Origin of the sequence: Pseudomonas sp. LD120, from assembly GCF_009861525.1 — a bacterium.
In the GTDB taxonomy this organism is placed as follows: domain Bacteria; phylum Pseudomonadota; class Gammaproteobacteria; order Pseudomonadales; family Pseudomonadaceae; genus Aquipseudomonas.
The window spans coordinates 1-25,142 of the sequence record NZ_WVHL01000006.1 but is presented as its reverse complement, the minus strand read 5'-3'; the positions used below and the strand labels follow the sequence as shown (position 1 = coordinate 25,142).

Below are 25,142 nucleotides of genomic sequence, written 5' to 3'. Positions count from 1 at the left end.
GAGTGTCTCTGATCGCTTCTGACCACTTCCGCATCGTTGTCGGGCTCGGCAAGAGCGGCATGTCCCTGGTTCGTTTTCTGGCGAGCCGGGGCGTCGCTTTTGCGGTGGCTGATACGCGGGACAATCCACCTGAACTGGCCACGCTGCGTCGTGACTATCCTCAGGTGGAAGTGCGTTGTGGCGAGCTGGATGTCGACTTCCTGTGCCGCGCCGACGAGCTCTACGTGAGCCCCGGTCTGGCCCTGGCGACCCCGGCCCTGCAGGCTGCCGCTGCCCGTGGTGTGAAATTGTCCGGTGACATCGAGTTGTTCGCGCGCAACGCGAAGGCGCCAATCGTCGCCATCAGTGGCTCCAACGCGAAAAGTACTGTGACCACCCTGGTGGGTGAAATGGCCGCCGCGGCGGGCAAGCGTGTGGCGGTCGGCGGTAATCTCGGCACGCCGGCGTTGGACTTGCTTGACGACGACATCGAACTGTACGTGATGGAGCTGTCCAGCTTCCAGCTGGAAACCACGGATCAGTTGGGTGCTGAAGTCGCCACCGTGCTGAACATCAGTGAAGACCACATGGACCGCTACAGCGGCTTGCCCGCCTATCACTTGGCCAAGCACCGGATCTTCCGCGGTGCGCGGCAGGTGGTGGTCAACCGTCAGGATGCCCTGACCCGTCCGCTGATGGGCGAGGGCCTGCCGTGCTGGACGTTCGGGCTGGGTCAACCGGATTTCAAAGGGTTTGGTCTGCGCGAAGACAATGGCGAGAAATACCTGGCGTTCGAATTCCAGAACCTGATGCCGGTTCGCGAACTGAAGATTCGCGGCTCCCATAACCAGGCCAATGCCCTTGCGGCGTTGGCGCTGGGGTATGCGGTTGGCTTGCCATTCGATGCCATGCTTTCGGCTCTGCGCAGGTTCGCAGGTCTTGAGCACCGCTGCCAGTGGGTTCGCGAAGTCGATGGCGTGGGCTACTACAACGATTCCAAGGCCACCAATGTTGGTGCTGCGTTGGCTGCCATCGAAGGTCTGGGGGCTGACATCGCCGGCAAGATTGTGCTGATCGCCGGCGGCGACGGCAAAGGTGCAGAGTTCAAAGACTTGCGCGATCCCGTGGCCGCCAATTGCCGGGCTGTGATTCTGATCGGACGCGATGCGGACAAGATCGGTGAAGCCATCGGTGAGGCCGTGCCGCTGATTCGTGTGGGCTCACTGGCCGACGCTGTGGAGCAATGCCGCGCCAGCGCCCAGGCCGGTGACGTAGTACTGCTGTCGCCTGCCTGCGCCAGTTTCGACATGTTCAACAATTACGAAGACCGTGGTCACCAGTTCGTCCGCGTTGTGGAGGAATTGGCATGAGTTTGAGAAACATCATCAAGCCCTACCCCTCACCGATCATCACTGGGCGTGGCGTCGATCTCGACTTTCCGATGCTCGCCGGTTGCCTGACGCTGCTGGGGCTCGGGCTGGTCATGATTGCGTCAGCCTCCACCGAAGTGGCGGCCTTGCAGTCGGGCAGCGCGCTGTACTACATGATTCGCCACCTGATCTATATCGTTCTGGGGCTTGGGGCCTGCATCGTCACCATGATGATTCCAATCGCCACCTGGCAACGCCTGGGGTGGCTGATGCTGATTGGTGCGTTCGGTTTGCTGGTGATGGTGATCATCCCGGGGATCGGTCGCGAAGTGAACGGCTCAATGCGCTGGATCGGCTTCAGTTTCTTCAATGTGCAGCCTTCCGAGATCGCCAAGGTGTTTGTGGTGATCTACCTTGCCGGTTATCTGGTGCGTCGTCAGAAAGAAGTGCGCGAAAGCTGGATGGGCTTTTTCAAGCCGTTCATCGTTCTGTTGCCGATGGCGGGCCTGCTGCTGATGGAGCCGGACTTCGGCGCCACCGTAGTGATGATGGGCGCTGCGGCGGCGATGCTGTTCCTTGGCGGCGTCGGGTTGGCGCGTTTTTCCTTGATGGTTCTGCTGGCGGTTGCAGCGGTGGTATTGCTGATTCAGATGCAGCCCTATCGGATGGCGCGCCTGACTAACTTTGCCGACCCCTGGGCGGACCAGTTCGGTGCGGGTTACCAACTGTCCCAGGCGCTGATTGCTTTCGGTCGCGGTGAATGGCTGGGGGTCGGCCTGGGCAATAGCGTGCAGAAGCAGTTTTACCTGCCGGAAGCCCATACAGACTTCGTGTTTTCGGTACTGGCCGAAGAGTTGGGGGCGGTGGGTTCCCTGTGCACTGTCGCGTTGTTCGCCTTTGTTTGTATTCGCGGCATGTACATCGGTCTGTGGGCCGAGAAAGCCAAACAGTTTTTTGCCGCCTATGTCGCTTACGGTCTGTCGTTTCTATGGATTGGTCAGTTCTTGATCAATATCGGAGTAAACGTCGGCCTGTTGCCGACCAAGGGGCTGACTTTGCCCTTCCTCAGCTATGGCGGCAGCTCCTTGGTGATCTGCTGCGCCTGTCTCGGTTTGTTGCTGCGCATTGAGTGGGAGAGTCGAACCCACTTGGGCAGTGAAGAGATGGAGTTCAGTGAAAGTGACTTTGCCGAGGAGCCGAACCATGGGCGCTAACGTGCTGATCATGGCTGGCGGCACCGGTGGCCACGTGTTTCCGGCATTGGCCTGTGCCCGCGAGTTTCAGGTCCGCGGCTACACCGTGCATTGGCTGGGCACCCCTCGCGGCATTGAAAACGAGCTGGTACCAGCGGCGGGATTGCCTTTGCACTTGATCAACGTCACCGGGCTACGGGGCAAGGGCAAGTTGTCCCTGCTTAAGGCGCCGTTCGTGCTGATCAAGGCGGTGCTGCAGGCGCGGCGGATTATTCGTCAGCTCAAGCCGGTTTGTGTATTGGGCTTTGGCGGTTATGTGACCGGTCCAGGAGGCGTCGCAGCCAAATTGTCCGCAGTCCCCGTCATCGTTCATGAGCAGAACGCCGTGGCCGGTACCGCCAATCGACTGCTGGTGCCGTTGTCCGCCCGCGTCTGTGAAGCGTTCCCGGATACCTTCGGCGCATCCGGTAGCCGTCGCACCACCGGTAACCCGGTACGCGCTGAACTGTTCCTTGAAGCACCGCGCGAGGCCCTGGCGGGCCGCAAGGCGCGCTTGCTGATTCTGGGCGGAAGCCTGGGTGCAGAACCATTGAACACTTTGCTGCCGCAAGCCCTGGCACAGGTCGCCCCCGAGCTACGTCCGGAGGTCTTCCACCAGGCTGGCAGGAACCACGATGAGGTCACTGCAGAGCGCTACGCCGCGGTTGGCGTTGCGGCGCAGGTGCAGCCCTTTATCAAAGACATGGCCCAAGCCTATGGCTGGGCCGACCTGGTGGTCTGTCGCGCAGGTGCGTTGACCGTCAGTGAACTGGCTGCTGCCGGCCTGCCCTCGATGCTGGTGCCGTTGCCCCATGCCATCGACGATCACCAGACCCGCAATGCCGAATATTTGGCTCGTGAAGGTGCAGCCTTCCTGATGCCGCAAAGAACGACTGGTGCAGCGGACCTTGCCGCTCGCCTGACAGAGGTTTTGATGCAACCAGAACGACTCGACACCATGGCCCAGGCCGCGCGCCGACTGGCCAAACCCGATGCCACCGTTGATGTGGTGAATATCTGTCTGGAGGTGGCCCGTGGTTGAGAATCAAAAAGCCATGCCGCAACCGGAAATGCGCCGTATCCGTCGTATCCACTTCGTCGGCATTGGTGGCGTCGGCATGTGCGGTATCGCCGAGGTGCTGTTGAACCTGGGCTACCAAGTGTCTGGCTCCGACCTCAAGGCCTCGCCGGTCACCGAGCGTCTGGAGTCCTTTGGCGCGCAGATCTACATTGGCCACCGTGCCGAGAACGCTGCCCATGCCGATGTATTGGTGGTATCCAGCGCGGTGAATACCTCGAACCCGGAGGTCGCTACCGCACTGGAACGGCGTATTCCGGTGGTGCCGCGTGCGGAAATGCTGGCGGAGCTGATGCGTTACCGCCATGGCGTCGCCGTGGCCGGTACTCACGGCAAGACCACCACCACCAGCCTGCTGGCCTCGGTGTTCGCCGCGGGCGGTCTGGACCCGACCTTTGTGATCGGTGGCCGGCTCAATGCCGCTGGGACCAATGCACAATTGGGCACCAGTCGTTACCTGATCGCTGAAGCCGATGAAAGCGATGCCAGCTTCTTGCATTTACAGCCGCTGGTGGCGGTCGTCACCAACATTGACGCCGACCATATGGCGACCTACGACGGAGACTTCAACAAGCTGAAGAAAACCTTCGTCGATTTCCTGCACAACCTGCCGTTCTACGGACTGGCAGTCATGTGCCTGGACGACCCTGTAGTGCGTGAAATTCTGCCGCAGGTGAAACGTCCTACCGTGACTTATGGCTTCAGCGAAGAAGCCGACGTGCGTGCGATCAATGTTCGCCAGCAAGGCATGCAGACCTTCTTCACCGTGCTGCGTCGCGACCGTGAGCCGCTGGACGTATCGGTGAACATGCCGGGCAACCACAACGTGTTGAACTCCCTGGCGACCATCTGCATCGCCACCGACGAAGGCATCAGTGATGAAGCCATCGTTCAAGGCTTGTCCGGCTTCCAGGGTGTGGGACGGCGCTTCCAGGTCTACGGCGAACTGCCGGTGGAAGGCGGCAACGTGATGTTGGTGGACGACTATGGGCATCACCCGACCGAAGTCGCGGCGGTGATCAAGGCGGTCCGTGGCGGCTGGCCGGAACGCCGTCTGGTGATGGTCTACCAACCGCACCGTTTCAGCCGTACCCGCGATCTGTACGACGACTTCGTGCAGGTGCTGGCCGATGCCAACGTGCTGCTGTTGATGGAGGTCTACCCGGCCGGCGAAGAGCCGATTCCCGGCGCTGACAGCCGCCAGTTGTGCCACAGCATCCGGCAACGGGGCCAGTTGGACCCGATCTACATCGAGCGCGGTGTCGACCTGGCGCCCTTGGTCAAGCCACTGCTGCGCGCCGGCGACATCCTGTTGTGCCAAGGCGCCGGTGATATCGGCGGCCTGGCGCCAAAACTGCTCAACAGCCCGCTGTTCGCCGGTGCTGTGGCCGCTGGCAAGGGGGCGAAATGACGGCTGCCTACGCCAACCTGTTCTCCAGCGTAAAGCCGAGCGATTTCGGCCGCGTTGCCGTGCTCTACGGCGGCAAGAGCGCTGAGCGAGAAGTCTCGCTGAAGTCCGGCAAGGCCGTGCTTGAAGCCTTGCAGAGCGGCGGTGTGAATGCCTTCGGCATCGATGTCGGCGACGATCTGCTGCAGCGCCTCTTGAGCGAGAAGATCGACCGCGCCTTCGTCATTCTTCACGGCCGCGGCGGTGAAGACGGCAGCATGCAAGGTCTGCTGGAATGCCTGGGAATTCCCTACACCGGTAGCGGCATCCTCGCTTCGGCCCTGGCCATGGACAAACTGCGCACCAAGCAAGTCTGGCACAGCCTAGGCATTCCGACGCCACGCCACGCAGTACTGAGCTGCGAGGCCGACTGTATTTCCGCGGTGGCGGAACTGGGCCTGCCTTTGATCGTCAAACCGGCTCATGAAGGCTCCAGTATCGGTATGGCCAAGGTGACTTCCGCGTCTGAGTTGATCGATGCATGGAGGGCGGCCAGTACCTACGATTCGCAAGTTTTGGTTGAACAATGGATTCAAGGTCCGGAGTTCACCATCGCGATGCTGCGTGGCCAGGTATTGCCACCGATCGCTCTGGGTACCCCCCACACGTTTTACGACTACGACGCCAAGTACCTGGCTTGCGATACCCAGTATCGGATTCCATGCGGGCTCGAAAGCGCCAAGGAACAGGAGCTCATGGAGCTCACGGCGAAAGCCTGTGAGGCGCTAGGTATTGCCGGTTGGGCACGTGCCGATGTGATGCAGGATGCGCAGGGGCAATTCTGGTTCCTGGAAGTGAACACCGCTCCAGGCATGACCGATCACAGCCTGGTGCCGATGGCCGCCCGTGCGGCGGGTCTGGATTTCCAGCAGTTGGTATTGGCCATCCTGGCAGCCAGTTTTGAGGCGAGGGGTTAAGTCCATGCAAGGCGCGTCGCTTCGTCATCAGCAACCTGCCCCCGGCCGTAAGCCGGTGCCGCGGGGGGCCAGTCGAATGGTGGCCAAAGAGCCGATGTCGGCGCGCCTGCCGAAAGCCAATTTCGGCTTTCTGAAAAGCTTGCTCTGGCCAGTGCTGCTGGTGGCCTTGGGGTTTGGCACCTATGAAGGTGCTCAACGTTTGCTGCCTTACGCTGACCGGCCGATCACCAAGATCGCGGTGCAGGGGGACTTGAGCTACATCAGCCAGCAGGCCGTGCAGCAGCGGATTGCGCCCTACGTCGCGGCAAGTTTCTTCACCGTCGACCTGGCCAGCATGCGCACCGAACTGGAAAAAATGCCCTGGATCGCCCACGCCGAAGTGCGTCGTGTGTGGCCGGACCAAGTGGTGATACGCCTGGAAGAGCAACTGCCGGTGGCCCGTTGGGGCGACGAGGCACTGTTGAACAATCAGGGCCAGGCCTTCACTCCGCGTGAGCTGGCGAACTATGAACACTTGCCACAGTTGTTCGGGCCGCAGCGGGCTCAGCAGCAAGTGATGCAGCAGTATCAGGTGTTGAGCCAGATGCTACGGCCGCTGGGCTTTTCGATCGCCCGTCTGGAGCTGCGCGAGCGCGGCAGTTGGTTCCTGACCACCGGTGCCGGCAGTGCCGGCCCGGGTATCGAATTGCTGCTAGGTCGCGATCATCTGGTGGAGAAGATGCGCCGCTTCATTGCCATTTATGAAAAAACGCTGAAAGAACAGATCACGAATATCGCGCGCATCGATCTGCGCTACGCCAACGGCCTGGCCGTGGGCTGGCGCGATCCGGCGGCACCCACGACGGCACAACCCGCCGTCGCGAAGAATTAAGAAGAGGCAGGACCATGGCAAATGTGCAAAGCGGCAAAATGATCGTCGGCCTGGACATCGGCACCTCCAAAGTGGTGGCGCTGGTGGGCGAAGTCGCGGCCGATGGCTCGCTGGAAATCGTCGGCATCGGTACCCATCCATCCCGTGGCCTGAAGAAGGGTGTGGTGGTGAACATTGAATCCACCGTGCAGTCGATCCAGCGCGCGGTGGAAGAGGCGCAACTGATGGCGGGCTGCCGCATCCACTCGGCCTTCGTCGGTGTGGCGGGCAACCACATCCGTAGCCTGAACTCCCATGGCATCGTGGCGATCCGCGACCGTGAAGTCAGCTCGGCGGACCTGGAGCGGGTGCTGGATGCGGCCCAAGCAGTGGCGATTCCGGCTGACCAGCGGGTTCTGCACACCCTGCCGCAGGATTACGTGATTGATAACCAGGAGGGTGTACGTGAGCCTCTGGGCATGTCCGGCGTACGCCTGGAAGCCAAGGTCCATGTGGTCACCTGTGCAGTGAATGCGGCGCAGAACATCGAGAAGTGCGTGCGTCGCTGCGGCCTGGAAATCGACGACATCATCCTTGAACAACTGGCCTCGGCCTATTCGGTACTCACCGACGACGAGAAAGAGCTGGGCGTGTGCCTGGTGGACATCGGTGGCGGCACCACCGACATGGCGATCTTCACCGAAGGTGCGATTCGTCACACCGCGGTGATCCCGATTGCCGGCGACCAGGTGACCAACGACATTGCCATGGCTTTGCGCACCCCGACTCAGTACGCCGAGGAAATCAAGATCCGTTACGCCTGTGCCCTGGCCAAGCTGGCCGGTGCCGGCGAGACCATCAAGGTGCCGAGTGTCGGCGATCGTCCGCCGCGCGAGCTGTCGCGCCAGGCCTTGGCCGAAGTGGTCGAACCGCGTTACGACGAACTGTTCACCCTGATCCAGGCCGAGCTGCGTCGCAGCGGCTACGAGGACCTGATTCCTGCTGGCATCGTGCTCACCGGCGGCACGTCGAAGATGGAAGGCGCGGTGGAGTTGGCCGAGGAAATTTTCCACATGCCGGTCCGTCTGGGTGTGCCCCACAGTGTCAAGGGGCTGTCCGACGTGGTGCGCAATCCAATCTATTCCACCGGTGTCGGCTTGCTGCTGTACGGATTGCAGAAACAATCCGACGGCATCTCGTTCTCTGGCATTGGCAGTCGCGATAGCTATAGCAGCGATGAGCCCAAGGCGGCATTGCTCGATCGCATCAAGAGCTGGGTGCAAGGCAACTTTTAAAGGTTCACCGCAACACCGTTTCAAAGCAGTAGGCAGTAGGCGAAAAACTAGAGAAATGAAAGGAGAGGGAAAATGTTCGAACTCGTAGACAACATCCCGCAGAGTCCGGTAATCAAGGTTATCGGTGTTGGCGGTGGCGGCGGCAACGCGGTCAATCACATGGTCAAGAGCAACATTGAAGGCGTTGAGTTCATCTGCGCCAACACCGATGCTCAAGCACTGAAAAGCATTGGTGCGAAAACAATCCTGCAACTGGGTACCGGTGTGACCAAGGGCCTGGGTGCGGGTGCCAATCCTGAAGTCGGCCGTCAAGCCGCCCTGGAAGACCGCGAGCGTATCGCCGAAGTACTGGCGGGCACCAACATGGTGTTCATCACCACTGGGATGGGCGGCGGTACCGGTACTGGTGCCGCGCCGATCATCGCTGAAGTGGCCAAGGAGATGGGCATCCTCACCGTTGCGGTGGTGACCCGCCCGTTTCCGTTCGAAGGCCGCAAGCGCATGCAGATTGCCGATGAGGGCATCCGTGCGCTGAGCGAAAGCGTCGACTCGTTGATCACCATTCCCAACGAGAAGTTGCTGACCATCCTGGGTAAGGACGCCAGCCTGCTGTCGGCTTTCGCCAAGGCGGATGATGTGTTGGCCGGTGCCGTTCGCGGTATTTCCGACATCATCAAGCGTCCGGGCATGATCAACGTCGACTTTGCCGACGTACGGACCGTGATGAGCGAAATGGGCATGGCGATGATGGGCACTGGCTGCGCCAGCGGTCCGAACCGTGCACGTGAAGCCACTGAAGCGGCGATCCGCAACCCGCTGCTGGAAGACGTGAACCTGGAAGGTGCACGCGGCATCCTGGTGAACATCACCGCCGGTCCTGACCTGTCCCTGGGTGAGTACTCCGACGTGGGTAGCATCATCGAAGCTTTCGCTTCCGAACACGCCATGGTCAAGGTTGGTACCGTTATCGATCCAGACATGCGTGATGAGTTGCATGTCACCGTAGTGGCCACTGGCCTGGGCGCGAAAATCGAGAAGCCGGTCAAGGTGATCGACAACACCGTTCAGACGTCCATGTCCGCACCGTCGCAGGCGCCAGCCGCTGCCCGTCAGGAGCTGCCGTCGGTGAACTACCGTGACCTGGATCGTCCGACCGTGATGCGCAATCAAGCGCAGTCGAACGCGGCAACCGCGGCGAAACTCAATCCGCAAGATGATCTGGATTACCTGGACATCCCGGCATTCCTGCGTCGTCAGGCCGATTGATGGAATGTATCAGGGGTATTCGGGTGATTGGTGTTCAGCAAAGGCCTGGTCTGCTATTATCGCCAGCCTTTGTTGATACCAGTTCGCAATTTGCGCTGAAGCGGCCCAAGCCATGATTAAACAACGCACCCTGAAGAATATTATCCGTGCCACAGGTGTAGGCCTGCATTCCGGAGAGAAGGTTTATCTGACTCTCAAGCCTGCGCCTGTCGACACCGGCATTGTGTTTTGTCGTGCCGACCTGGACCCTGTGGTGCAGATTCCTGCTCGCGCGGAAAATGTTGGCGAAACCACGATGTCGACCACGCTCGTCAACGGTGACGTCAAAGTGGACACGGTGGAGCATTTGCTCTCGGCCATGGCTGGCCTGGGCATCGATAACGCCTACGTCGAGCTCTCCGCGTCCGAAGTCCCGATCATGGATGGTAGCGCCGGACCCTTCGTATTCCTGATTCAATCTGCTGGCCTCGAAGAACAGGACGCAGCTAAAAAGTTCATCCGCATCCTTCGTGAAGTGACCGTGGAAGACGGCGACAAACGCGCCACTTTCGTGCCTTTCGATGGTTTTAAAGTGAGCTTCGAGATCGATTTCGATCACCCGGTTTTCCGTGACCGCACCCAGAGTGCAAGCGTGGACTTCTCCAGTACTTCGTTTGTAAAAGAAGTCAGTCGCGCCCGTACCTTTGGTTTCATGAGTGATATCGAGTACCTGCGCAAGCACAACCTCGCACTCGGCGGTAGCGTGGAAAACGCCATTGTGGTCGATTCGGATGGCGTACTGAACGAGGACGGTCTTCGCTACGAAGACGAATTCGTCAAGCACAAGATCCTGGATGCAATTGGTGACCTCTACCTGCTGGGCAACAGCCTGATAGGTGAGTTCAAAGGCTTCAAGTCGGGGCATGCACTGAATAACCAGCTACTGCGCAAGTTGATTGAGCAGAAAGATGCCTGGGAAGTCGTGACCTTCGAAGATGCCAGCACTGCACCGATCTCTTACATGCGTCCGGTCGCGGCCGTGTAAGTAATTCTCTCTTTCCTTTTGTTTTTAAAGGCCATCCCCCCGGATGGCCTTTTTTTATAGTCAAAAAAAGGCCAGTAAACAGGCTGGCCTTTGGCGTTTGTGGCTTAAAAGACGTTGATCGGGTAGTCGAGGATTACCCGGTATTCATCGGTGTCGTTATCCAGCGCGCCATAACCGTTGCCGCCCCGGTTGGTGGCCCATTGCAGGCGTAGCGTCAGGTCTTTGGCTGTGCCGCCTTGCACCACGTACTGGAGGTCCAGATCGCGCTCCCAGTGCTTGGCGTTTTGGCCGTCGGCGCTGTGCCAACTGGCATAGCCGCGGCTTTGCGGGTCTACTTTGCTCAGATCCAGTTCACCGCGAGAGTAGGACAGCGAAGAGCTCAGGCCCGGCAGGCCGACACCGGCAAAGTCGTAGGCGTACTTGAGCTTCCAGGAGCGCTCATTGGGGCCGTTGAAGTCCGAATACTGCTGGGAGTTGTCGAGGTAGACGCTATCACCCTGGGCGATGTAGTCGAACGGTGTATTGCCATTGACCCGCTGGTAGGCGGCGGTGACGCTGTGGCTGCCTATGCCCACGGTCAAGTGCAGGCTGTAGGTGTTGTTGTCGATATTGCCCAGCAGGGCCTGGCCTGTGTCCTGGGTGTGATAGAAGTGCAGGCCCGGGTTGAGGATGATCTTGTCGTTGATCCTGTAGGTGTAGTCCAGGTCGTAGTAGTACTGGTTCCAGATATCCTTGAGCTCGGAGGCGTAAAGGCTGCTGGTCAGGTTGGGGGCGCCGCTCCAAGCCACTCCTGCCCAGTTCAGGTGCAGGCTTTCGTCGCCATCGCGCAGGTTGCCGTAGGAGGTGCCGATGCGCTTATGTCCGCTCTGGTTGTAGGGCTTGGTGAAGCTAGCCTGGCCACCTTCGATCAACCAGCCGTCGAAGCTGTGATTAGTCAGGCTTACACCACGAAAAGTCTGCGGCAGCATGCGGGTCTGACCACCGGCGATGACCGGATTGTTGAGGAACAAGTCGCCGGCTTTGAGCTCGGTATTGAAGGCACGCATCTTCAGGGTGGCGCCAGCCGTGGAGAACGAGCCTGGCGCGTTGCCGTTGCCATCGCTGACCGGCAGGATGCTTGAATTGTCGGTGCCGCCACCGCCGTCGAGCTTGAGGCCGAGCATGGCGTTGAGATCAAGGCCGAAGCCGACAGTGCCCTCGGTGTAGCCCGATTCGAAGATCCCCAGGAAGCCCTGGCCCCACTCAATGTTGTCGTCGGCTTGCTGCTGACGATTGCGGTTCATGTAGTAGTTGCGCGCGTTGAGTCTAAGGCTGGAACCGGCGACGAAACCCTCGGCCTGAGGGGATTCTGTGGCTTGGCTTAATGTCGGTATCGTTGCAGTGATTGCAATGAACAGTGGGCTGATGCTTAGCGGGGGCTTGAACAACGTGTAGCTCCTTTGGTGAATGAACATGGTTTTTTATTGTGGATTCGGTGGTTTTTAATTCTGTGCGTGAGGTGTTTGCCGAAGGTTTTCCACGGCAAAAAAAAGCCGCTGAATTCAGCGGCTTTAAGACAACTTACTCCAGGGTTAAAGCAGAGAAGTTGTCGAGGGAAACGAGTCGGTGATCGCGGATCAACTGTCTTTCTGAGCGCCGCTTTGGCTGCGTTTGGCCGTCATTTTTGGCGCTTCCTGACTGTTCTGCCGCTGGGTGGCCTGAGCAATCTGCGCTTGTTCAAAGGCGGCGGCACGGGCGTCATTTCGCGCCACGAAAGCCTGAGACTCTTCGGCCATGGCAATTGGCGCCACGAACAGGGAAGACAAAACAAACGCGCTGGCAATACCCATACTGTTGGACATTTCTGAAGACCTTCTTGCAAAGCAAGTTCAATTTGGTGCGACAAAAATATAACCACGGCACGCATGGAAAAAGAGCCGAAGAGGATAAGGACTGTTACAGAAAAAACAACAGTGGGCTTTCATCGGCCACTCTCGGGTGAGGGGAATGATGGGCTCGGTTGCTGGGCCAGCAGACCTTGCCAAGAGTCGCCATTCGGCACGTTTCCGGCGTTGCTGGAAAAGTACCGGTGGCTGACGGCGCCCCTGGTTAAAGATTTGTGGTGGGCAGGTATACTGCGGCCCCGGCGACCAGTTCTCCGGCACTCACCCCTTTCCCTTCTGGAGTTTCCATGACTTCCCCTGCACCCCCTGCCGCCGATGATGCTCTGCGCGTCGATCCGGCGGCTGAATCGAGCGCCATTGCAACCGAGGGCAAGGCCGCGATCCCGGCGTTCAAGTTTCCTTTCAAGCCGGCCGAGTTCGCTCCGGCGAAAAACGCCCAGCAGCCCTGGTACAAGAACGGCGCCAGCAACGGCCACGCCAAGACCCCCGGCGCAGCGCCTCCTGGAACCCGTCGCTCCATGGGAAAACGCTAAGATCGGCGACAATCGACGACAATGACCTGATTTGTGCTTTTTAATCGCAATGATGGCTAATTGCTTTAAAGCTGAGCTGGATCAGTGTTTGTAACATCAGTGCGCTTAGAGTCAGCAGCCCTGCCGACGCCTTCTAACAAATACGAGCGCGCTTTCCATGAAGATCAACCTCCCGGTTACTGGGCGAAACGTGGATTTTGCCCCTGATGCGAACATCCTTTCGACCACTGATCTGACCAGCGCGATCACTTACGCCAATCCTGACTTCATCGACATCAGTGGCTATAGCCGCGAGGAACTGCTGGGTTCTGCGCATAACTTGCTGCGTCACCCGGACATGCCGGCGGCGGCCTTTGGCCACATGTGGCGTACCCTCAAGCGCGGTCGTTCGTGGATGGGGCTGGTGAAAAACCGTTGCAAGAACGGTGATCATTATTGGGTCAGCGCCTACGTTACCCCGGTGACGCGTGATGGTCAGACCGTGGAGTATCAGTCGGTGCGCACCAAGCCGACCCCGGAGCAAGTCGAGGCGGCGCAACGCGCCTATGCGCAACTCAATCATCCACGGGCCTCCACGTGGCGTTGGCCGGTCTTGAGCCTGCGTCTGCGCTTGTGCGCCACCATCAGTTGCGGCTTTATCGGCACCTTTGGCGTTTCGGCGTGGTTGTTGCCGCAGACCTGGATGTTTCAGGGGGCGTTGGCCGCCTTGGGCTTGGGCTTGAGCATGATTGGCGTCAGTCTGCAGTTGCGGCCGCTGAGCCGGCTGACCGAGCGTGCTCGGCAGGTTGGTGATAACCCCTTGAGTCAGGGGATCTACACCGGCCGTGCGGATGAGTTCGGGCGTATCGAATTTGCCTTGCAGATGCTTGAGGCTCAGGTGGGCGCGGTGGTGGGGCGTATCGGTGATGCCTCCCAGCGTCTGGCCGGGCACGCGGCAGAGCTGGTGGAGCACTTGCACAGCAGCCATCACAGCACCCTGGAACAGCAGGCAGAAACCGATCAGGTGGCGGCGGCCATTCATCAGATGGCGGCCAGCGTGGCCGAGGTGGCCAGTCATGCCCAACAAGCCTCGGTAGCGGCCGATCAGGCGGAAAGTGAAACCCGTGAAGGCCATCAATTGGTGGGCGAGAGCCGCAGTGCGGTGATGCGTCTGGCCAGCGAATTGGAGCGGGCCACTGAAGTCATTCATCAGTTGGAGGGCCATAGCACGGATATTACCGGGGTGTTGGAGGTGATCCGCAGCATCGCCGAGCAAACCAATCTGCTGGCCTTGAACGCAGCGATCGAAGCGGCCCGGGCCGGTGAGCAGGGCCGTGGCTTTGCCGTGGTGGCGGATGAGGTGCGTGGGCTGGCCCAGCGTACTCAGGATTCCACCAACGAGATCCAGCGCATGATCAGCACCCTGCAAAATGGTGCGCGCAATGCGGTGGAGGCCATGCAGCACAGCAGCCAGCACGTCGAAAGCAGCGTCGATCAGGCCAAGCGGGCGGCGGAGGCCCTGGACGGCATCAGTCAGCGGGTCAACCAGATCACGGAGATGAGCCTGCAAATTGCCGCGGCGGTGGAGGAGCAGAGTGCGGTCAGTGAGGACATCAACCGCAACATCATGGGCATTCGCAATGCCTGCGAGGCGACGGCCAGTGCCGGCCAGCTCAGCCATGTCAATTCCGCTGATGTAGCCGGGCTGGCGGGAGACTTACGCCAACTGGCGCAGGAGTTCTGGAACCAGCGCGGCTAACGTGTTCGCCGGGCGATCCTTGATCAGGCGACCCGCAAGGAAATAAAGGCGTAGTCCAGTGGTGTATCGCTGGCCACGTGGGCGCCGGCGGCCAGGACCTTGTCGGCGATGTCGTCTGCTGACAGATGAAAACGCCACGGTTGCCGCGAGGTGGCGGGCGGTGTGGCCAGGACCTCGTCAATGGCGTTGGCCAGCGCGCTCATCTCAGGCAGATACGCAGTAAAACCGTCACCCTTGAGCGCGGTGGTGCGAATGCCCAGGCGCTCGCAGATGGCCTCCTTGAGCTGGATGTCGTCGCGGTCGGCCTGGCGCGAGCGTTGGATCAACGCGGCCAGTTCCTGATCCACCAATTGGCCTCCCAGAATCAGTGCCGGTCCCTGTTCCCAGGACTCTGGCGGGCACTCCTTGGCCAGCGGGTTGAGGGGAATGTGCGGATTGATCTCCATGGGGTAGATGCGACATACCAGCGGTCGCCGTGCATAGATGCGGCACAGCTGGTTTTCGTCAAGATTCCGGCAGGGACCGACGTTGTAAGCGGCGAACGTGATTGCCACATACGCGTCGGTATCGCCGCTCAGCACTCGGCAGGAACGGCGCTGCGCGTGCTCACGCTGTTGTGCCGGCAAGCCCAGGCCATTACCTAGGAAGGCTTCTACCAGAACGATTACTTGGCCGCCATCGGCCGCCCAGGCACGGGCTTCGGCCAGGGTCAGGGGCACGTGATGATCGTTGCAGCATTTGCCGCAACCTACACAGGAAAACGAAGTGTCCATGGGGCTAGAAACCATTCTGGGGCGACTGGGATAGCGTCGGAAATACGGTGTCAACGCCGTCGGAACGTTGTCGAAGCAAGTTACACGCCACTCACTGGCGCTTGAGGGATGGGTCGATCGAGTCCCACCCGCTGACGGTGGCGTTGCGGGTTTGTGGTTGATACAGGCACAGCTCGATGCCGGACTGGCCCTGCATGTGTTTCTGTGGGTATTGGCCCCGCAGCAACAGCGCCATGTAGCCGACCTGATCGGGAAATTGCGCGACATTGCCAACAGGTTTGGGGTTCAGCAAGCCGCTGGCCTGGAGGCAGCTGTGCAGAGCGGCTTGGTCGAGGGCGGCCCAGGCCTCCTCGCTGGAGGCCGAGGCTTGGCTGGCGAAGGTGCTCAGGCAGAGCAAACTCAGGGTTTTGGCGTTCATGGGGCGGAACCTTGTCGCGTCGATGAGGGGCGGGTGTGAAGTCAGGCGCCTTGAGGCACCTGCTCGTGACGCACGATATGCATGCCGACGCTTTCATACAGCCGGCGGGCCCGCTGATTGTCTTCCAGCACCCGTAGATCGACAAAACCTTCCCGGCGCTCAGCGAACATGACGAAGATCTGTTGCAGCAGGGCACGGCCCACACCCTGACCGCGGGCGCGAGGGAGCACCACCAGATCCTTGATGTAGGCACTGGTCCAGCATTGAGCAACGCCGATCAGGCCTTCGCCATCGCTGACGACCCAGCACAACGAGGGATCGTATTCGGCATTGGTTTCGAAAGCCTGGCGCCAGCTGTCCAGCGTTGGCACGTTACCGCCGCCGTCCTGATAGCCTAGGTGCATCAGGTGATGCACGGCTTCGGCCAGTTCCGGGGTGTAGTGCTGCACGCTGACGCCTTCTGGCCATTGGGGGGGCGTTTGCGCTGCGCTCAGGTCGCGGCGCATCAGCAGGCAATGGAGCGCCGCCACGCCTCAGGCGCCTTGGGTCGCGATGGCCTTGGCGGCATCGATCAGGCAGCGGGTCAGCTCCGGTGAGGAGAATTTGGTGAGCACCGCGTTAGCGCCGGCCAGGCGGGCTTTTTCGCTGTTCATGGCGCTGTCCAGGGAGGTGTGCAGCAGCACGTAGAGGTGAGCGAAGTCCGGGGTTTCCCGCAGGGTCCGGGTCAGCGCGTAGCCGTCCATCTCGGACATTTCGATGTCCGAGACGATCAGATTGATCTCGTTGGCCGTACCTTGCAGTTCCAACAGGCAGTCGATGGCCTCCTTGGCGCTGCGGGCGGTGTGGCATTGCAGTCCCAGGTTGCGCAGGGTGTGCACCGATTGCTGTAACGCCACTTGGCTGTCATCCACCACCAGGATGCGCGCGTTGCCCAGGGCGTCGGCGTCTTCCATGCTCAGTTCCGTAGGCGCCGTCTCGATCTGGGCCGGGGCGATACCGTGGATCACTTTTTCGATGTCCAGCACTTGCACCAGGGTTCCTTCCACCTGAGTGACTCCAGTGATGTAGGACTTGACGCCACCGGAGCCAAAGGGCGGCGGGCGGATATCGGTGGTCAGGCAATGCACGATCTTGCTCACGGCCTGTACATGCAAGCCCTGTTTGGAGCGGCTGACGTCCGTGACGATCAGGCAGCCGCCGTCGGGGTCTGCCAGGGGGCGTTCGCCGATGGCCCGGCTGAGGTCGATCACCGACAGCGAGTTGCCCCGCAGGGTGGCGATGCCTTTCACGTGGGGATGAGATTCAGGCAGTTTGGTCAGTGGCGGGCAGGGGATGATTTCACTGACTTTAAGCAGGTTGATGGCCATCAGCTTGCCGCTGCGCAAGGTAAACAGCAGAAGCGAAAGCGAGTCTGCGCGGGCTTTGTTGGAGGACATAGAAACCTTCTCTGGAAAAATTGGCTCGTGGCTCAACCCACGCGTAACCATTGATAAAGGGTTATCGACGTGTTCAGGGCGGGCTTTAGCCGCGCCCTCGCTTTGTCTCGGCCTCTGGCCGCTACCTAAGGCCCAAGCGTTTAGCCAGACGACTAAGGTTGGCTCGATCCAAGCCTAGCTCACGGGCGGCGCTGGCCCAATTTTGCTGATGGCGTTCAAGGCAGTCGTTGATCAACTGGCGTTGATAATGCGCCGTGGCTTGACGCAGGTCGCTGTTGAGAGGCGCGGTGAGGGCGCGTTGAGCGGCGCGCTCGACGACGGGGGGCTCGCTGAGGTGTGGCAGGTCCAGGTCCGCCGCGTCCAGGCTGAGAATTTTCGGTCGTTCACGGCAGTTGCCCAGGGCCTTGAGGGCGCTGCGGCCAATCAGATGTTCCAACTCGCGGACGTTGCCTGGCCATTGGTAAGCCAGCAACGCCTGTTGCGCATCGGTGCTCAGGCGCAGGCTGCCCAGGCCCATGCGCGAGCGGTTCTGCTCCAGGAAGTAGCCGCTGAGCAGCAGCACGTCGCGGCCACGATCCCGCAGGGGCGGCACCGGCAGGGGATAGACACTCAGTCGGTGATAGAAGTCGGCGCGGTAGCGACCGTGGCGAACCTCTTCGGCCAGGTCGCGGTTGGTGGCGGCGATCAGGCGCACGTCCACTTGGTGTTCTTTGTCCGAACCCAGGCGCTGCAGTTGGCCGCTTTGCAGTACCCGCAACAGCTTGGCCTGCACGGTCAGCGACAACTCGCCGACTTCATCGAGAAACAGCGTGCCGCCATTGGCCAGCTCGAATTTGCCGTGACGATCCTGGGTCGCGCCAGTAAAGGCCCCGCGCACATGGCCGAACAGCTCGCTCTCCACCAGCGTGTCCGGCAGGGCTGCGCAGTTGAGGCTGATGATGGGGTGTTCGGCCCGGGGCGAAGCGGCGTGAATGGCCTGGGCCACCAGTTCCTTGCCGACACCGGTTTCGCCGGTGATCAGGACCGTCAAGTCGCTGCCGCCCACCAGGGTTATTTCTTCTTGCAGGCGTTTGTGGGCTTTGCTCTGGCCGATCATCTCGCGCTGCTGTCCGCTGGCTTGGCGGTAGACCTCCGCTCGTTGGTGCTCATTCTCGGCGCGTTGGGCCAGGCGCTCGATGCGTTCGGCGGCGCTGACGGTGGCCGCGGCGAGGCTGGCAAACGCTTGCAGGGCGTCCAGTTCGATAGGTTCGAAACGCTGGGGGTCCAGGGCGTCCAGGGTCAATAAACCCCAGGTGCGTTCATCGACGAATAGCGGGCAGCCCATGCAATCGTGGACTTCCAGGTGATCGTCGAGACCTTCTACCAAGCCGTCATAGGGGTCGGGCAACTGACTGTCGCTGGCAAAGCGGGTTGGCCCAGGGCTGCTGAGCAGGGCGGCAAAGCGCGGGTGTTCACTGACCTTGAAGCGCCGACCCAGGGTATCGGTACTCAGGCCATTGACCGCCAGGGGCACCAGCCATTCGCCTTCCAGGCGCAACAGGGCGGCGGCGTCGCAGGGGAGCAGGGCGCGCAGCGCTTCCAGCAGGCGGCGATAACGCTCACCCTCGGGCAGTTCCCGGGACAAATCACTCACCAGGGGCAGCAGGGTCGTCAGCAGAGATTTTGCGGTCATAATGACTCCATGTGGTCGAAGTGACTATAAGCGCCTGGATGTCTTTATGACTACAAGCTTTTTAACTTTATGATTTATAAGACTTTTATAGTTGGCATGAAAGCTGATTAGACAAGGACAACCTGCAAGTCATCAAATATCCAGGAGTTGTTCTTATGCTTAGCGTCCAAGATCGCGCCATCATCAAAGCCACTGTGCCCCTGCTGGAAAGCGGCGGCGAGGCCCTGATCACCCACTTCTACCGGATGATGCTCAGTGAGTACCCCGGCGTGCGCCCGCTGTTCAACCAGGCGCATCAGGCCAGTGGCGATCAGCCCAGAGCCTTGGCCAATGGCGTGCTGATGTACGCCCGACATATCGACCAGTTGGATCAACTGGGGGATCTGGTGACCCGGATCATCAATAAACACGTGGCCCTGCAGATTCTGCCGGAGCATTACCCGATTGTCGGAGGCTGCCTGTTGCGAGCGATCTCGGAGGTGCTGGGCAGCGAGATCGCCACTGCCGAAGTGCTTAGCGCTTGGGGCGCGGCGTATAACCAGTTGGCGGATCTGCTCATTGGCGCCGAGGCCGCTATCTATGACGAGAAGGCTCAGGCGCCAGGCGGCTGGCGTGGGGCTCGGGCATTCAAACTGGTGCAGAAAGTGCAGGAGAGTGCGGAAATCACCTCGTTCTATTTTGCGCCGCAAGACCAGGGGCCGATCCTCGCTGCCAAGCCGGGGCAATACATAGGTTTGCAACTGTTTATAGAGGGCGAGGAGATCCGCCGTAATTATTCCTTGTCGGCACTTTCCAATCAGGGCCAGTACCGCATCAGCGTCAAGCGCGAAAGCGGTGGCGTGGCGTCCAACTACCTGCATGACCAGTGTCCGGTGGGGGCGAGTATTCTGCTGTTTCCGCCAGCGGGCGAGTTCACCCTGGCCGCCAGCGACAAGCCGCTGGTGCTGATCAGTGGTGGCGTGGGCATCACCCCGACCTTGCCTATGTTGGAGGCGGCGTTGGCATGCGAGCGCCCGGTGCATTTCATCCATTGCGCGCGTAATGGCCAGGTGCATGCGTTCCGTCATTGGGTCGATGAGTTGGCCCGGCGTTATCCACAGCTCCAGCGCTTCTACTGCTACGCCGAGGATGATGGTGTCAGCCCGGCGGCTGACAAGTTGGGTCTGTTGACGTGTGAACAGCTGGGGCAATGGCTGCCGCAGCAGCGCGATCTGGACGCTTACTTTCTCGGGCCCAAGGGATTCATGACGGCGATCAAGCGCCACCTGAAGGCGTTGGGCGTCCCTGAGCAGCAGAGTCGCTACGAGTTCTTCGGTCCCGCCGCGGCTCTGGAATAGCGCCAGTCAAGGCACCTGCGTTAATCCCGGCTTAACCTGTCTGTCGTTAATTCCCTGCGATACGAATGCAATGCTTCCGCCTTCAGCCCATCCGTGTGCATTCAAGCCTGCACCTGGGGGGCTGGATAGGGACGGGGCGCTTGCTGGGCTCCTGCCACGCAAGGCATTCAAAGGTCATGATCAGCGTGTAGACTTGCGCGCACTCCCATGGCAATCAATCAACTTCGCAACTTCACCGCCTGTTGTCGTGCCAGGCACGGCAGGGCGGTGGAACAGACAACAGAAAAGGAATAGGGATGAGTGACGACAGACTGCGATTAGGGCGTGAACGACGTTTCCTGGTGCTGCTTGGGGTGATCTGCCTGGCGCTGATCGGCGGCGCTCTGTACAGGCAAGTGGTGTTGGGCGAAGCGCCCTGTCCGCTGTGTATCCTGCAGCGCTATGCCTTGCTGTTGATCGCGCTGTTTGCCTTCATCGGCGCGGCCATGAGTTCACGACGCAGTATCACCGTCATGGAAACCCTGGTGGTCATCAGTGCCATCGCCGGGGCCGGGGTGGCCGGGCACCATGTATACACCCAGTTCTACCCGGCGGTGAGCTGCGGCATTGATGTGCTGCAGCCGTTTGTCGATAGCCTGCCGTTGGCGACGATCTTTCCCCTGGGCTTTCAAGTCGACGGTTTTTGCTCCACGCCGTATCCGCCGATCCTGGGCTTGTCCCTGGCGCAATGGGCATTGCTGGCGTTTGTGCTGACGGTGATCCTGGTGCCCTTGGGCATTGTCCGTAACCGCAAGACGGTCAACTGATTCGCCTGCAAGGCCTCGGCTCCTCACGGAGTCGGGGCCTTTTTGTGTCTGTCATTCAGGGCTGGAAATGTCCGTGATTTGTGGCAAGCGCGGGTGCGGCAAATGTGCGACATGTTGTCACAGTTGCGTGGTCGCAGAAGAGCTGAGTCAGGGTGTGGACAGACGGCTTTGCGGTCAACGGGTTCAAAAAAAGTCTGTCAGTTTGTGTATGCCGCACTGTTCGAAAAAACCATAGCTTGCTATCGATGCCTTGCGTTGCAGACCGCGTTTTACAAGGGATGAAGCCTTATGAGGTGCAGCCTTCAACGGTTTTTTGAGGGGGAGAGAGCAACTGTCGAGAGTCTTTTTTTGGAGTTTTTATTGCAAATGAAAATCTATATCATTTCTGTCTGTGACGCTAATCGTGTGTGATTGTTGCGCCCGACGATAAAAATTATTTCGGGATAAGACATGGTTTATAAAACGCGACATATCTACAATCGCCCGCACTGAATTTCCGACGCTGCTCATCCCTGAGCACACGAGGACGGTCGAGGGGCGGATTGAGTGCCCCATGCGACTGCGGGTGTCGGCGCCTTCCTAACTTCCGCACCAAATGGAATTGGTCTGTAACAAGGCCTTTGACCACGAGATCGAATAAGAACCACTGCTAGCCCGGGATGTGTCGTTGAGCGTTTAACCCAACGGGCAGGCCCTTATTCAATTGAAGAAAAATGCCAACCCTTGGCAGGGTGAAGTGTTGGCGATCAAAACCCAACTGCATTGCGCAAGCTGCTTTAGAGGTCGTGAGATGAGTAAAAACAGGTACCCCAGATTACTAGGCTTATTGCCGCTGCTCGGCATGTTGATGCTGGGAGGCTGCAAATGGACCTTGCTCGATCCCAAGGGTCAGGTCGGTCTGGACGAACGAAACCTGATCATCACGGCAACCCTCCTGATGCTGCTGGTGGTTGTGCCGGTCATCATCATGACCTTCGCCTTCGCCTGGAAGTATCGCGCCTCGAACAAGGAAGCGACCTACGCGCCGAAGTGGTCCCACTCCACCAAGATCGAAATCGCGGTGTGGCTGGTTCCAGTGCTCATCATCATTGCCCTGGGTTATGTCACCTACAAGTCGACTCACGCCCTGGACCCGTACCGTCCGATTGACTCCGACGTCAAGCCGGTGACCATCGAAGTGGTCGCCATGGATTGGAAGTGGCTGTTCATCTATCCCGAGCAAGGGATCGCCACCGTCAACAAGATCGTGTTCCCGGCACATACTCCGGTGAACTTCCGCGTGACCTCCGACACCGTGATGAACTCGTTCTTCATCCCGGGCCTGGGCGGCCAGATCTACGCAATGGCGGGCATGACCACCAAGCTGCACCTGATCGCCAACCAGAACACCGAACTTGAAGGTATCTCCGCCAACTACAGCGGCGCGGGCTTTACCGGCATGAAATTCAAAGCGATCGCCACCAGTCAGGAAGATTTCGACGCCTGGGTAAACGAAGTCAAAAAGGCACCTAAACAGCTGGACACCGCTGAATACGAAGCCCTTTCCAAGCCAAGCCAGAACAATCCTGTCGAGCTCTACTCCGCGTACGCGCCGAACCTGTTTCAGACCATCATCGACAAGTATGAGGGCATGAATCCGGGCCAGCCGCTCAAGCACGAGAAGAAAGAGAAGGAAGTGGCCGCAACCGAAGGGATGGACGTGAGTTCGCATTCAGCTGCCGGGGCAGAGGAGTAAACGATGTTTGGTAAATTAAGTCTGGAAGCGATTCCGTTCCACGAGCCGATTGTCATGGTGACCATTGCCATGATCGCGCTCGGTGGTCTGGCGCTGTTCGCGGCAATCACCTACTTCAAGAAGTGGACCTACCTGTGGACCGAGTGGCTGACGTCCGTCGACCACAAGAAAATCGGGGTGATGTACATCATCGTCGCCATGGTCATGCTGCTGCGTGGTTTTGCCGACGCCATCATGATGCGTACCCAGCTGGCCATGGCCACCGAGGGTTCGCCTGGCTACCTGCCACCTGAACACTATGACCAGATCTTCACCGCTCACGGTGTGATCATGATCATCTTCATGGCGATGCCGTTCTTCACTGGCCTGATGAACCTGGTCGTGCCGCTGCAGATCGGTGCGCGTGACGTGGCCTATCCGTTCCTCAACTCCCTGAGCTTCTGGCTGCTGGTATCGGGCGTGGTGCTGATCAACCTGTCCCTGGGCGTTGGCGAATTCGCCAAGACCGGCTGGGTTGCCTATCCGCCGCTGTCGGGCCTGCAATACAGTCCGGGCGTGGGTGTCGACTACTACATCTGGGCGCTACAGCTATCAGGGCTGGGGACAACGCTGACGGGGGTCAACTTCCTGGCCACCGTGCTGAAAATGCGTACCCCGGGCATGAAGATGATGGACATGCCGATCTTCACCTGGACCTGCACCTGGGCCAACGTGCTGATCGTGGCTTCGTTCCCGATCCTCACCGCCACCCTGGCACTGCTGACGCTTGACCGTTACATGGATTTCCACATTTTCACCAATGAACTTGGTGGCAATCCAATGATGTACGTGAACCTGTTCTGGGCCTGGGGTCACCCCGAGGTGTACATCCTGATCCTGCCAGCGTTCGGTATCTTCTCCGAAGTCATCTCGACCTTCTCCGGCAAGCGCCTGTTCGGCCACCACTCGATGATCTACGCGTCCGGCGCGATTTCGATCCTGGGCTTCATGGTCTGGCTGCACCACTTCTTCACCATGGGGTCGGGTGCCAGCGTCAACGCCTTCTTCGGCCTGGCGACGATGCTGATCTCGATCCCCACGGGGGTGAAGCTGTTCAACTGGCTGTTCACCATCTACCACGGCCGCCTGCGTATCACCAGCCAGGTTCTGTGGACCCTGGGCTTCATGGTGACCTTCGCCATCGGCGGCATGACCGGCGTACTGCTGGCCATTCCGGGTGCGGACTTCGTCCTGCACAACAGCCTGTTCGTGATCGCCCACTTCCACAACGTGATCATCGGCGGCGCGGTATTCGGCTACATCGCCGGCTTCAGCTTCTACTTCCCGAAAGCCTTCGGCTTCAAGCTGCATGAAGGTTGGGGCAAGGCTGCCTTCTGGTTCTGGATCTCGGGCTTCTTCGTCGCGTTCATGCCGCTCTATGCACTGGGCTTCATGGGCATGACCCGTCGTCTGAACGCCACCACCAACCCTGAGTGGGTGCCATACCTGTACGTGGCCATGGTGGGTGCACTGATGATCGCCGTGGGTATCGCCTGCCAGTTGATCCAGCTGTACGTCAGCGTGCGTGACCGCAAGCAGAACATGTGTGTGTCCGGCGACCCATGGAACGCCCACACCCTGGAATGGTCGACCTCGTCGCCACCGCCGTTCTACAACTTCGCGGTGCTGCCCAAAGCCGAAGGCATCGATCCGTTCACCGAAGCCAAGGAAAATGGCACTGCCTACGCGCAGCCAAGCCGCTACCAGCCGATCCACATGCCCAACAACACCGCTACCGGTGTGGTCATGGGGGCCCTGCTGACCGTGTTCGGTTTCGCCATGATCTGGCACATCTGGTGGCTGGCCATCGCAAGCCTGGCCGGCACTGTGATCTATTTCGCGATCCACGCTGCCCGTGATGATCAAGGCTACATGGTGCCGGTCGAGACGATCGAACGCATCGAAGCCGAGCAGCACAAGCGTCTGGTATCGGAGAACAAGATCCCGGCTACCCGTGTTGAAACCTCGTTGGAACAGGCTTAATCCATGTCGAACTTAGTGACCAATGCTGGACACGCCCATGTCGATGACCATGGGCACGATGACCATCACCACGACTCGGGCGAGATGACCGTATTCGGTTTCTGGCTCTACCTGATGACCGACTGCATTCTGTTTGCGTCGATCTTCGCGGTATACGCGGTACTGGTTAACAACGTAGCGGGTGGCCCGTCGGGCCACGACATCTTCGAACTGCCTTACGTACTGGGCGAAACCGCTCTGCTGCTGTTCAGTTCGATCACCTACGGCTTCGCCATGCTGGCGTTCTTCCGAGGCAACAAGAAGCAGGTACTGGGCTGGCTGGGCATGACCT

Annotated in this window: 21 protein-coding genes and 3 pseudogenes; 17 read left to right on the top strand and 7 right to left on the bottom strand. The window is 59.8% G+C overall.

The window, feature by feature from the left end; genetic code table 11:
• Nucleotides 1-2: 2 nt before the first annotated feature.
• From murD to lpxC, 9 genes are all read left to right on the top strand, one after another.
• Entirely contained in the window at nucleotides 3-1,349 is a 1,347-nt protein-coding gene (gene murD, locus PLD_RS29315; protein WP_159898258.1) for a UDP-N-acetylmuramoyl-L-alanine--D-glutamate ligase, read from the top strand.
• A complete protein-coding gene (gene ftsW / locus PLD_RS29310; RefSeq protein WP_159898257.1) occupies nucleotides 1,346-2,563 on the top strand; it encodes a putative lipid II flippase FtsW in 1,218 nt (405 codons plus the stop codon). The genes murD and ftsW overlap by 4 nt, the downstream gene beginning before the upstream one ends.
• The gene (murG, locus tag PLD_RS29305) at nucleotides 2,553-3,623 is read left to right on the top strand and encodes an undecaprenyldiphospho-muramoylpentapeptide beta-N-acetylglucosaminyltransferase (RefSeq protein ID WP_159898256.1); all 1,071 of its coding nucleotides are present in this window, start codon (nucleotides 2,553-2,555) and stop codon (nucleotides 3,621-3,623) included. Before ftsW ends, murG begins: the two co-directional genes overlap by 11 nt.
• Before the next feature lie 13 nt (nucleotides 3,624-3,636).
• Nucleotides 3,637-5,070: a UDP-N-acetylmuramate--L-alanine ligase gene (gene murC, locus PLD_RS29300; RefSeq protein ID WP_178116256.1), complete on the top strand. Its 1,434-nt coding sequence runs from the start codon at nucleotides 3,637-3,639 to the stop codon at nucleotides 5,068-5,070.
• The gene (locus tag PLD_RS29295) at nucleotides 5,067-6,023 is read left to right on the top strand and encodes a D-alanine--D-alanine ligase (RefSeq protein WP_159898254.1); all 957 of its coding nucleotides are present in this window, start codon (nucleotides 5,067-5,069) and stop codon (nucleotides 6,021-6,023) included. Before murC ends, PLD_RS29295 begins: the two co-directional genes overlap by 4 nt.
• A 4-nt stretch (nucleotides 6,024-6,027) precedes the next feature.
• Nucleotides 6,028-6,894, top strand: a complete 867-nt coding sequence (locus tag PLD_RS29290) for a cell division protein FtsQ/DivIB (protein WP_159898253.1) — start codon at nucleotides 6,028-6,030, stop codon at nucleotides 6,892-6,894.
• 14 nt (nucleotides 6,895-6,908) lie between these two features.
• Nucleotides 6,909-8,168 (top strand): cell division protein FtsA, encoded by a 1,260-nt coding sequence (gene ftsA, locus PLD_RS29285; RefSeq protein ID WP_011063306.1) that lies wholly within the window; start codon nucleotides 6,909-6,911, stop codon nucleotides 8,166-8,168.
• Nucleotides 8,169-8,240: 72 nt separating this feature from the next.
• The gene (gene ftsZ, locus PLD_RS29280; RefSeq protein ID WP_159898252.1) at nucleotides 8,241-9,434 is read left to right on the top strand and encodes a cell division protein FtsZ; all 1,194 of its coding nucleotides are present in this window, start codon (nucleotides 8,241-8,243) and stop codon (nucleotides 9,432-9,434) included.
• Nucleotides 9,435-9,546: 112 nt separating this feature from the next.
• Nucleotides 9,547-10,458 carry a UDP-3-O-acyl-N-acetylglucosamine deacetylase gene (lpxC, locus tag PLD_RS29275; RefSeq protein ID WP_011063304.1) on the top strand — a complete coding sequence of 304 codons (912 nt, stop codon included), beginning with the start codon at nucleotides 9,547-9,549 and terminating at the stop codon, nucleotides 10,456-10,458.
• Between the two features lie 104 nt (nucleotides 10,459-10,562).
• Here lpxC and PLD_RS29270 read toward each other — a convergent pair whose 3' ends face one another.
• Nucleotides 10,563-11,912, bottom strand: a complete 1,350-nt coding sequence (locus tag PLD_RS29270; RefSeq protein WP_159898251.1) for an OprD family porin — start codon at nucleotides 11,910-11,912, stop codon at nucleotides 10,563-10,565.
• A gap of 162 nt (nucleotides 11,913-12,074) precedes the next feature.
• The gene (locus PLD_RS29265) at nucleotides 12,075-12,299 is read right to left on the bottom strand and encodes a hypothetical protein (RefSeq protein WP_159898250.1); all 225 of its coding nucleotides are present in this window, start codon (nucleotides 12,297-12,299) and stop codon (nucleotides 12,075-12,077) included.
• 329 nt (nucleotides 12,300-12,628) lie between these two features.
• On the opposite strand from PLD_RS29265, the gene PLD_RS29260 reads away from it, so the two are divergent.
• The 3 genes and pseudogenes from PLD_RS29260 to PLD_RS31335 form a co-directional block, all read left to right on the top strand.
• Nucleotides 12,629-12,874, top strand: a complete 246-nt coding sequence (locus tag PLD_RS29260) for a hypothetical protein (RefSeq protein WP_159898249.1) — start codon at nucleotides 12,629-12,631, stop codon at nucleotides 12,872-12,874.
• Between the two features lie 157 nt (nucleotides 12,875-13,031).
• Nucleotides 13,032-13,313, top strand: a pseudogene (locus tag PLD_RS31340) (PAS domain-containing protein); the annotation flags it as partial.
• A gap of 303 nt (nucleotides 13,314-13,616) precedes the next feature.
• Nucleotides 13,617-14,612 (top strand): annotated as a pseudogene (locus PLD_RS31335) (methyl-accepting chemotaxis protein); the annotation flags it as partial.
• Nucleotides 14,613-14,635: 23 nt separating this feature from the next.
• On the opposite strand, the gene PLD_RS29250 reads toward PLD_RS31335, so the two are convergent.
• The 5 genes from PLD_RS29250 to norR form a co-directional block, all read right to left on the bottom strand.
• Entirely contained in the window at nucleotides 14,636-15,385 is a 750-nt protein-coding gene (locus PLD_RS29250) for a YkgJ family cysteine cluster protein (RefSeq protein ID WP_159898247.1), read from the bottom strand.
• A gap of 91 nt (nucleotides 15,386-15,476) precedes the next feature.
• On the bottom strand, nucleotides 15,477-15,803 hold the full coding sequence (locus tag PLD_RS29245; protein WP_159898246.1) for a hypothetical protein: 327 nt from the start codon (nucleotides 15,801-15,803) through the stop codon (nucleotides 15,477-15,479).
• 41 nt (nucleotides 15,804-15,844) lie between these two features.
• Entirely contained in the window at nucleotides 15,845-16,333 is a 489-nt protein-coding gene (locus PLD_RS29240; RefSeq protein ID WP_159898245.1) for a GNAT family N-acetyltransferase, read from the bottom strand.
• A 3-nt stretch (nucleotides 16,334-16,336) separates the two neighbouring features.
• Nucleotides 16,337-17,239: a chemotaxis protein CheV gene (locus tag PLD_RS29235; protein ID WP_159898244.1), complete on the bottom strand. Its 903-nt coding sequence runs from the start codon at nucleotides 17,237-17,239 to the stop codon at nucleotides 16,337-16,339.
• Between the two features lie 121 nt (nucleotides 17,240-17,360).
• Nucleotides 17,361-18,911, bottom strand: a complete 1,551-nt coding sequence (gene norR, locus PLD_RS29230) for a nitric oxide reductase transcriptional regulator NorR (RefSeq protein ID WP_159898243.1) — start codon at nucleotides 18,909-18,911, stop codon at nucleotides 17,361-17,363.
• 155 nt (nucleotides 18,912-19,066) lie between these two features.
• On the opposite strand from norR, the gene hmpA reads away from it, so the two are divergent.
• The 5 genes and pseudogenes from hmpA to PLD_RS29205 form a co-directional block, all read left to right on the top strand.
• Nucleotides 19,067-20,248, top strand: a complete 1,182-nt coding sequence (gene hmpA / locus PLD_RS29225) for an NO-inducible flavohemoprotein (RefSeq protein WP_159898242.1) — start codon at nucleotides 19,067-19,069, stop codon at nucleotides 20,246-20,248.
• A gap of 296 nt (nucleotides 20,249-20,544) precedes the next feature.
• A complete protein-coding gene (locus tag PLD_RS29220; protein ID WP_159898241.1) occupies nucleotides 20,545-21,054 on the top strand; it encodes a disulfide bond formation protein B in 510 nt (169 codons plus the stop codon).
• A 790-nt stretch (nucleotides 21,055-21,844) separates the two neighbouring features.
• Entirely contained in the window at nucleotides 21,845-22,789 is a 945-nt protein-coding gene (cyoA, locus tag PLD_RS29215; protein WP_159898435.1) for a ubiquinol oxidase subunit II, read from the top strand.
• 3 nt (nucleotides 22,790-22,792) lie between these two features.
• On the top strand, nucleotides 22,793-24,811 hold the full coding sequence (gene cyoB / locus PLD_RS29210) for a cytochrome o ubiquinol oxidase subunit I (RefSeq protein ID WP_159898240.1): 2,019 nt from the start codon (nucleotides 22,793-22,795) through the stop codon (nucleotides 24,809-24,811).
• Nucleotides 24,812-24,814: 3 nt separating this feature from the next.
• Nucleotides 24,815-25,142, top strand: a pseudogene (locus PLD_RS29205) (cytochrome o ubiquinol oxidase subunit III); the annotation flags it as partial.

Excerpts from the sequence above, each read along its gene's own strand:
- ftsW (WP_159898257.1), top strand. The coding sequence starts at position 1,346 with ATGAGTTTGAGAAACATCATCAAGCCCTACCCCTCACCGATCATCACT.
- murG (WP_159898256.1), top strand. The coding sequence starts at position 2,553 with ATGGGCGCTAACGTGCTGATCATGGCTGGCGGCACCGGTGGCCACGTG.
- murC (WP_178116256.1), top strand. The coding sequence starts at position 3,637 with ATGCCGCAACCGGAAATGCGCCGTATCCGTCGTATCCACTTCGTCGGC.
- PLD_RS29295 (WP_159898254.1), top strand. The coding sequence starts at position 5,067 with ATGACGGCTGCCTACGCCAACCTGTTCTCCAGCGTAAAGCCGAGCGAT.
- PLD_RS29290 (WP_159898253.1), top strand. The coding sequence starts at position 6,028 with ATGCAAGGCGCGTCGCTTCGTCATCAGCAACCTGCCCCCGGCCGTAAG.
- ftsA (WP_011063306.1), top strand. The coding sequence starts at position 6,909 with ATGGCAAATGTGCAAAGCGGCAAAATGATCGTCGGCCTGGACATCGGC.
- ftsZ (WP_159898252.1), top strand. The coding sequence starts at position 8,241 with ATGTTCGAACTCGTAGACAACATCCCGCAGAGTCCGGTAATCAAGGTT.
- lpxC (WP_011063304.1), top strand. The coding sequence starts at position 9,547 with ATGATTAAACAACGCACCCTGAAGAATATTATCCGTGCCACAGGTGTA.
- PLD_RS29270 (WP_159898251.1), bottom strand. The coding sequence starts at position 11,912 with ATGTTCATTCACCAAAGGAGCTACACGTTGTTCAAGCCCCCGCTAAGC.
- PLD_RS29265 (WP_159898250.1), bottom strand. The coding sequence starts at position 12,299 with ATGTCCAACAGTATGGGTATTGCCAGCGCGTTTGTTTTGTCTTCCCTG.
- PLD_RS29260 (WP_159898249.1), top strand. The coding sequence starts at position 12,629 with ATGACTTCCCCTGCACCCCCTGCCGCCGATGATGCTCTGCGCGTCGAT.
- PLD_RS29250 (WP_159898247.1), bottom strand. The coding sequence starts at position 15,385 with ATGGACACTTCGTTTTCCTGTGTAGGTTGCGGCAAATGCTGCAACGAT.
- PLD_RS29245 (WP_159898246.1), bottom strand. The coding sequence starts at position 15,803 with ATGAACGCCAAAACCCTGAGTTTGCTCTGCCTGAGCACCTTCGCCAGC.
- PLD_RS29235 (WP_159898244.1), bottom strand. The coding sequence starts at position 17,239 with ATGTCCTCCAACAAAGCCCGCGCAGACTCGCTTTCGCTTCTGCTGTTT.
- norR (WP_159898243.1), bottom strand. The coding sequence starts at position 18,911 with ATGACCGCAAAATCTCTGCTGACGACCCTGCTGCCCCTGGTGAGTGAT.
- hmpA (WP_159898242.1), top strand. The coding sequence starts at position 19,067 with ATGCTTAGCGTCCAAGATCGCGCCATCATCAAAGCCACTGTGCCCCTG.
- PLD_RS29220 (WP_159898241.1), top strand. The coding sequence starts at position 20,545 with ATGAGTGACGACAGACTGCGATTAGGGCGTGAACGACGTTTCCTGGTG.
- cyoA (WP_159898435.1), top strand. The coding sequence starts at position 21,845 with ATGAGTAAAAACAGGTACCCCAGATTACTAGGCTTATTGCCGCTGCTC.
- cyoB (WP_159898240.1), top strand. The coding sequence starts at position 22,793 with ATGTTTGGTAAATTAAGTCTGGAAGCGATTCCGTTCCACGAGCCGATT.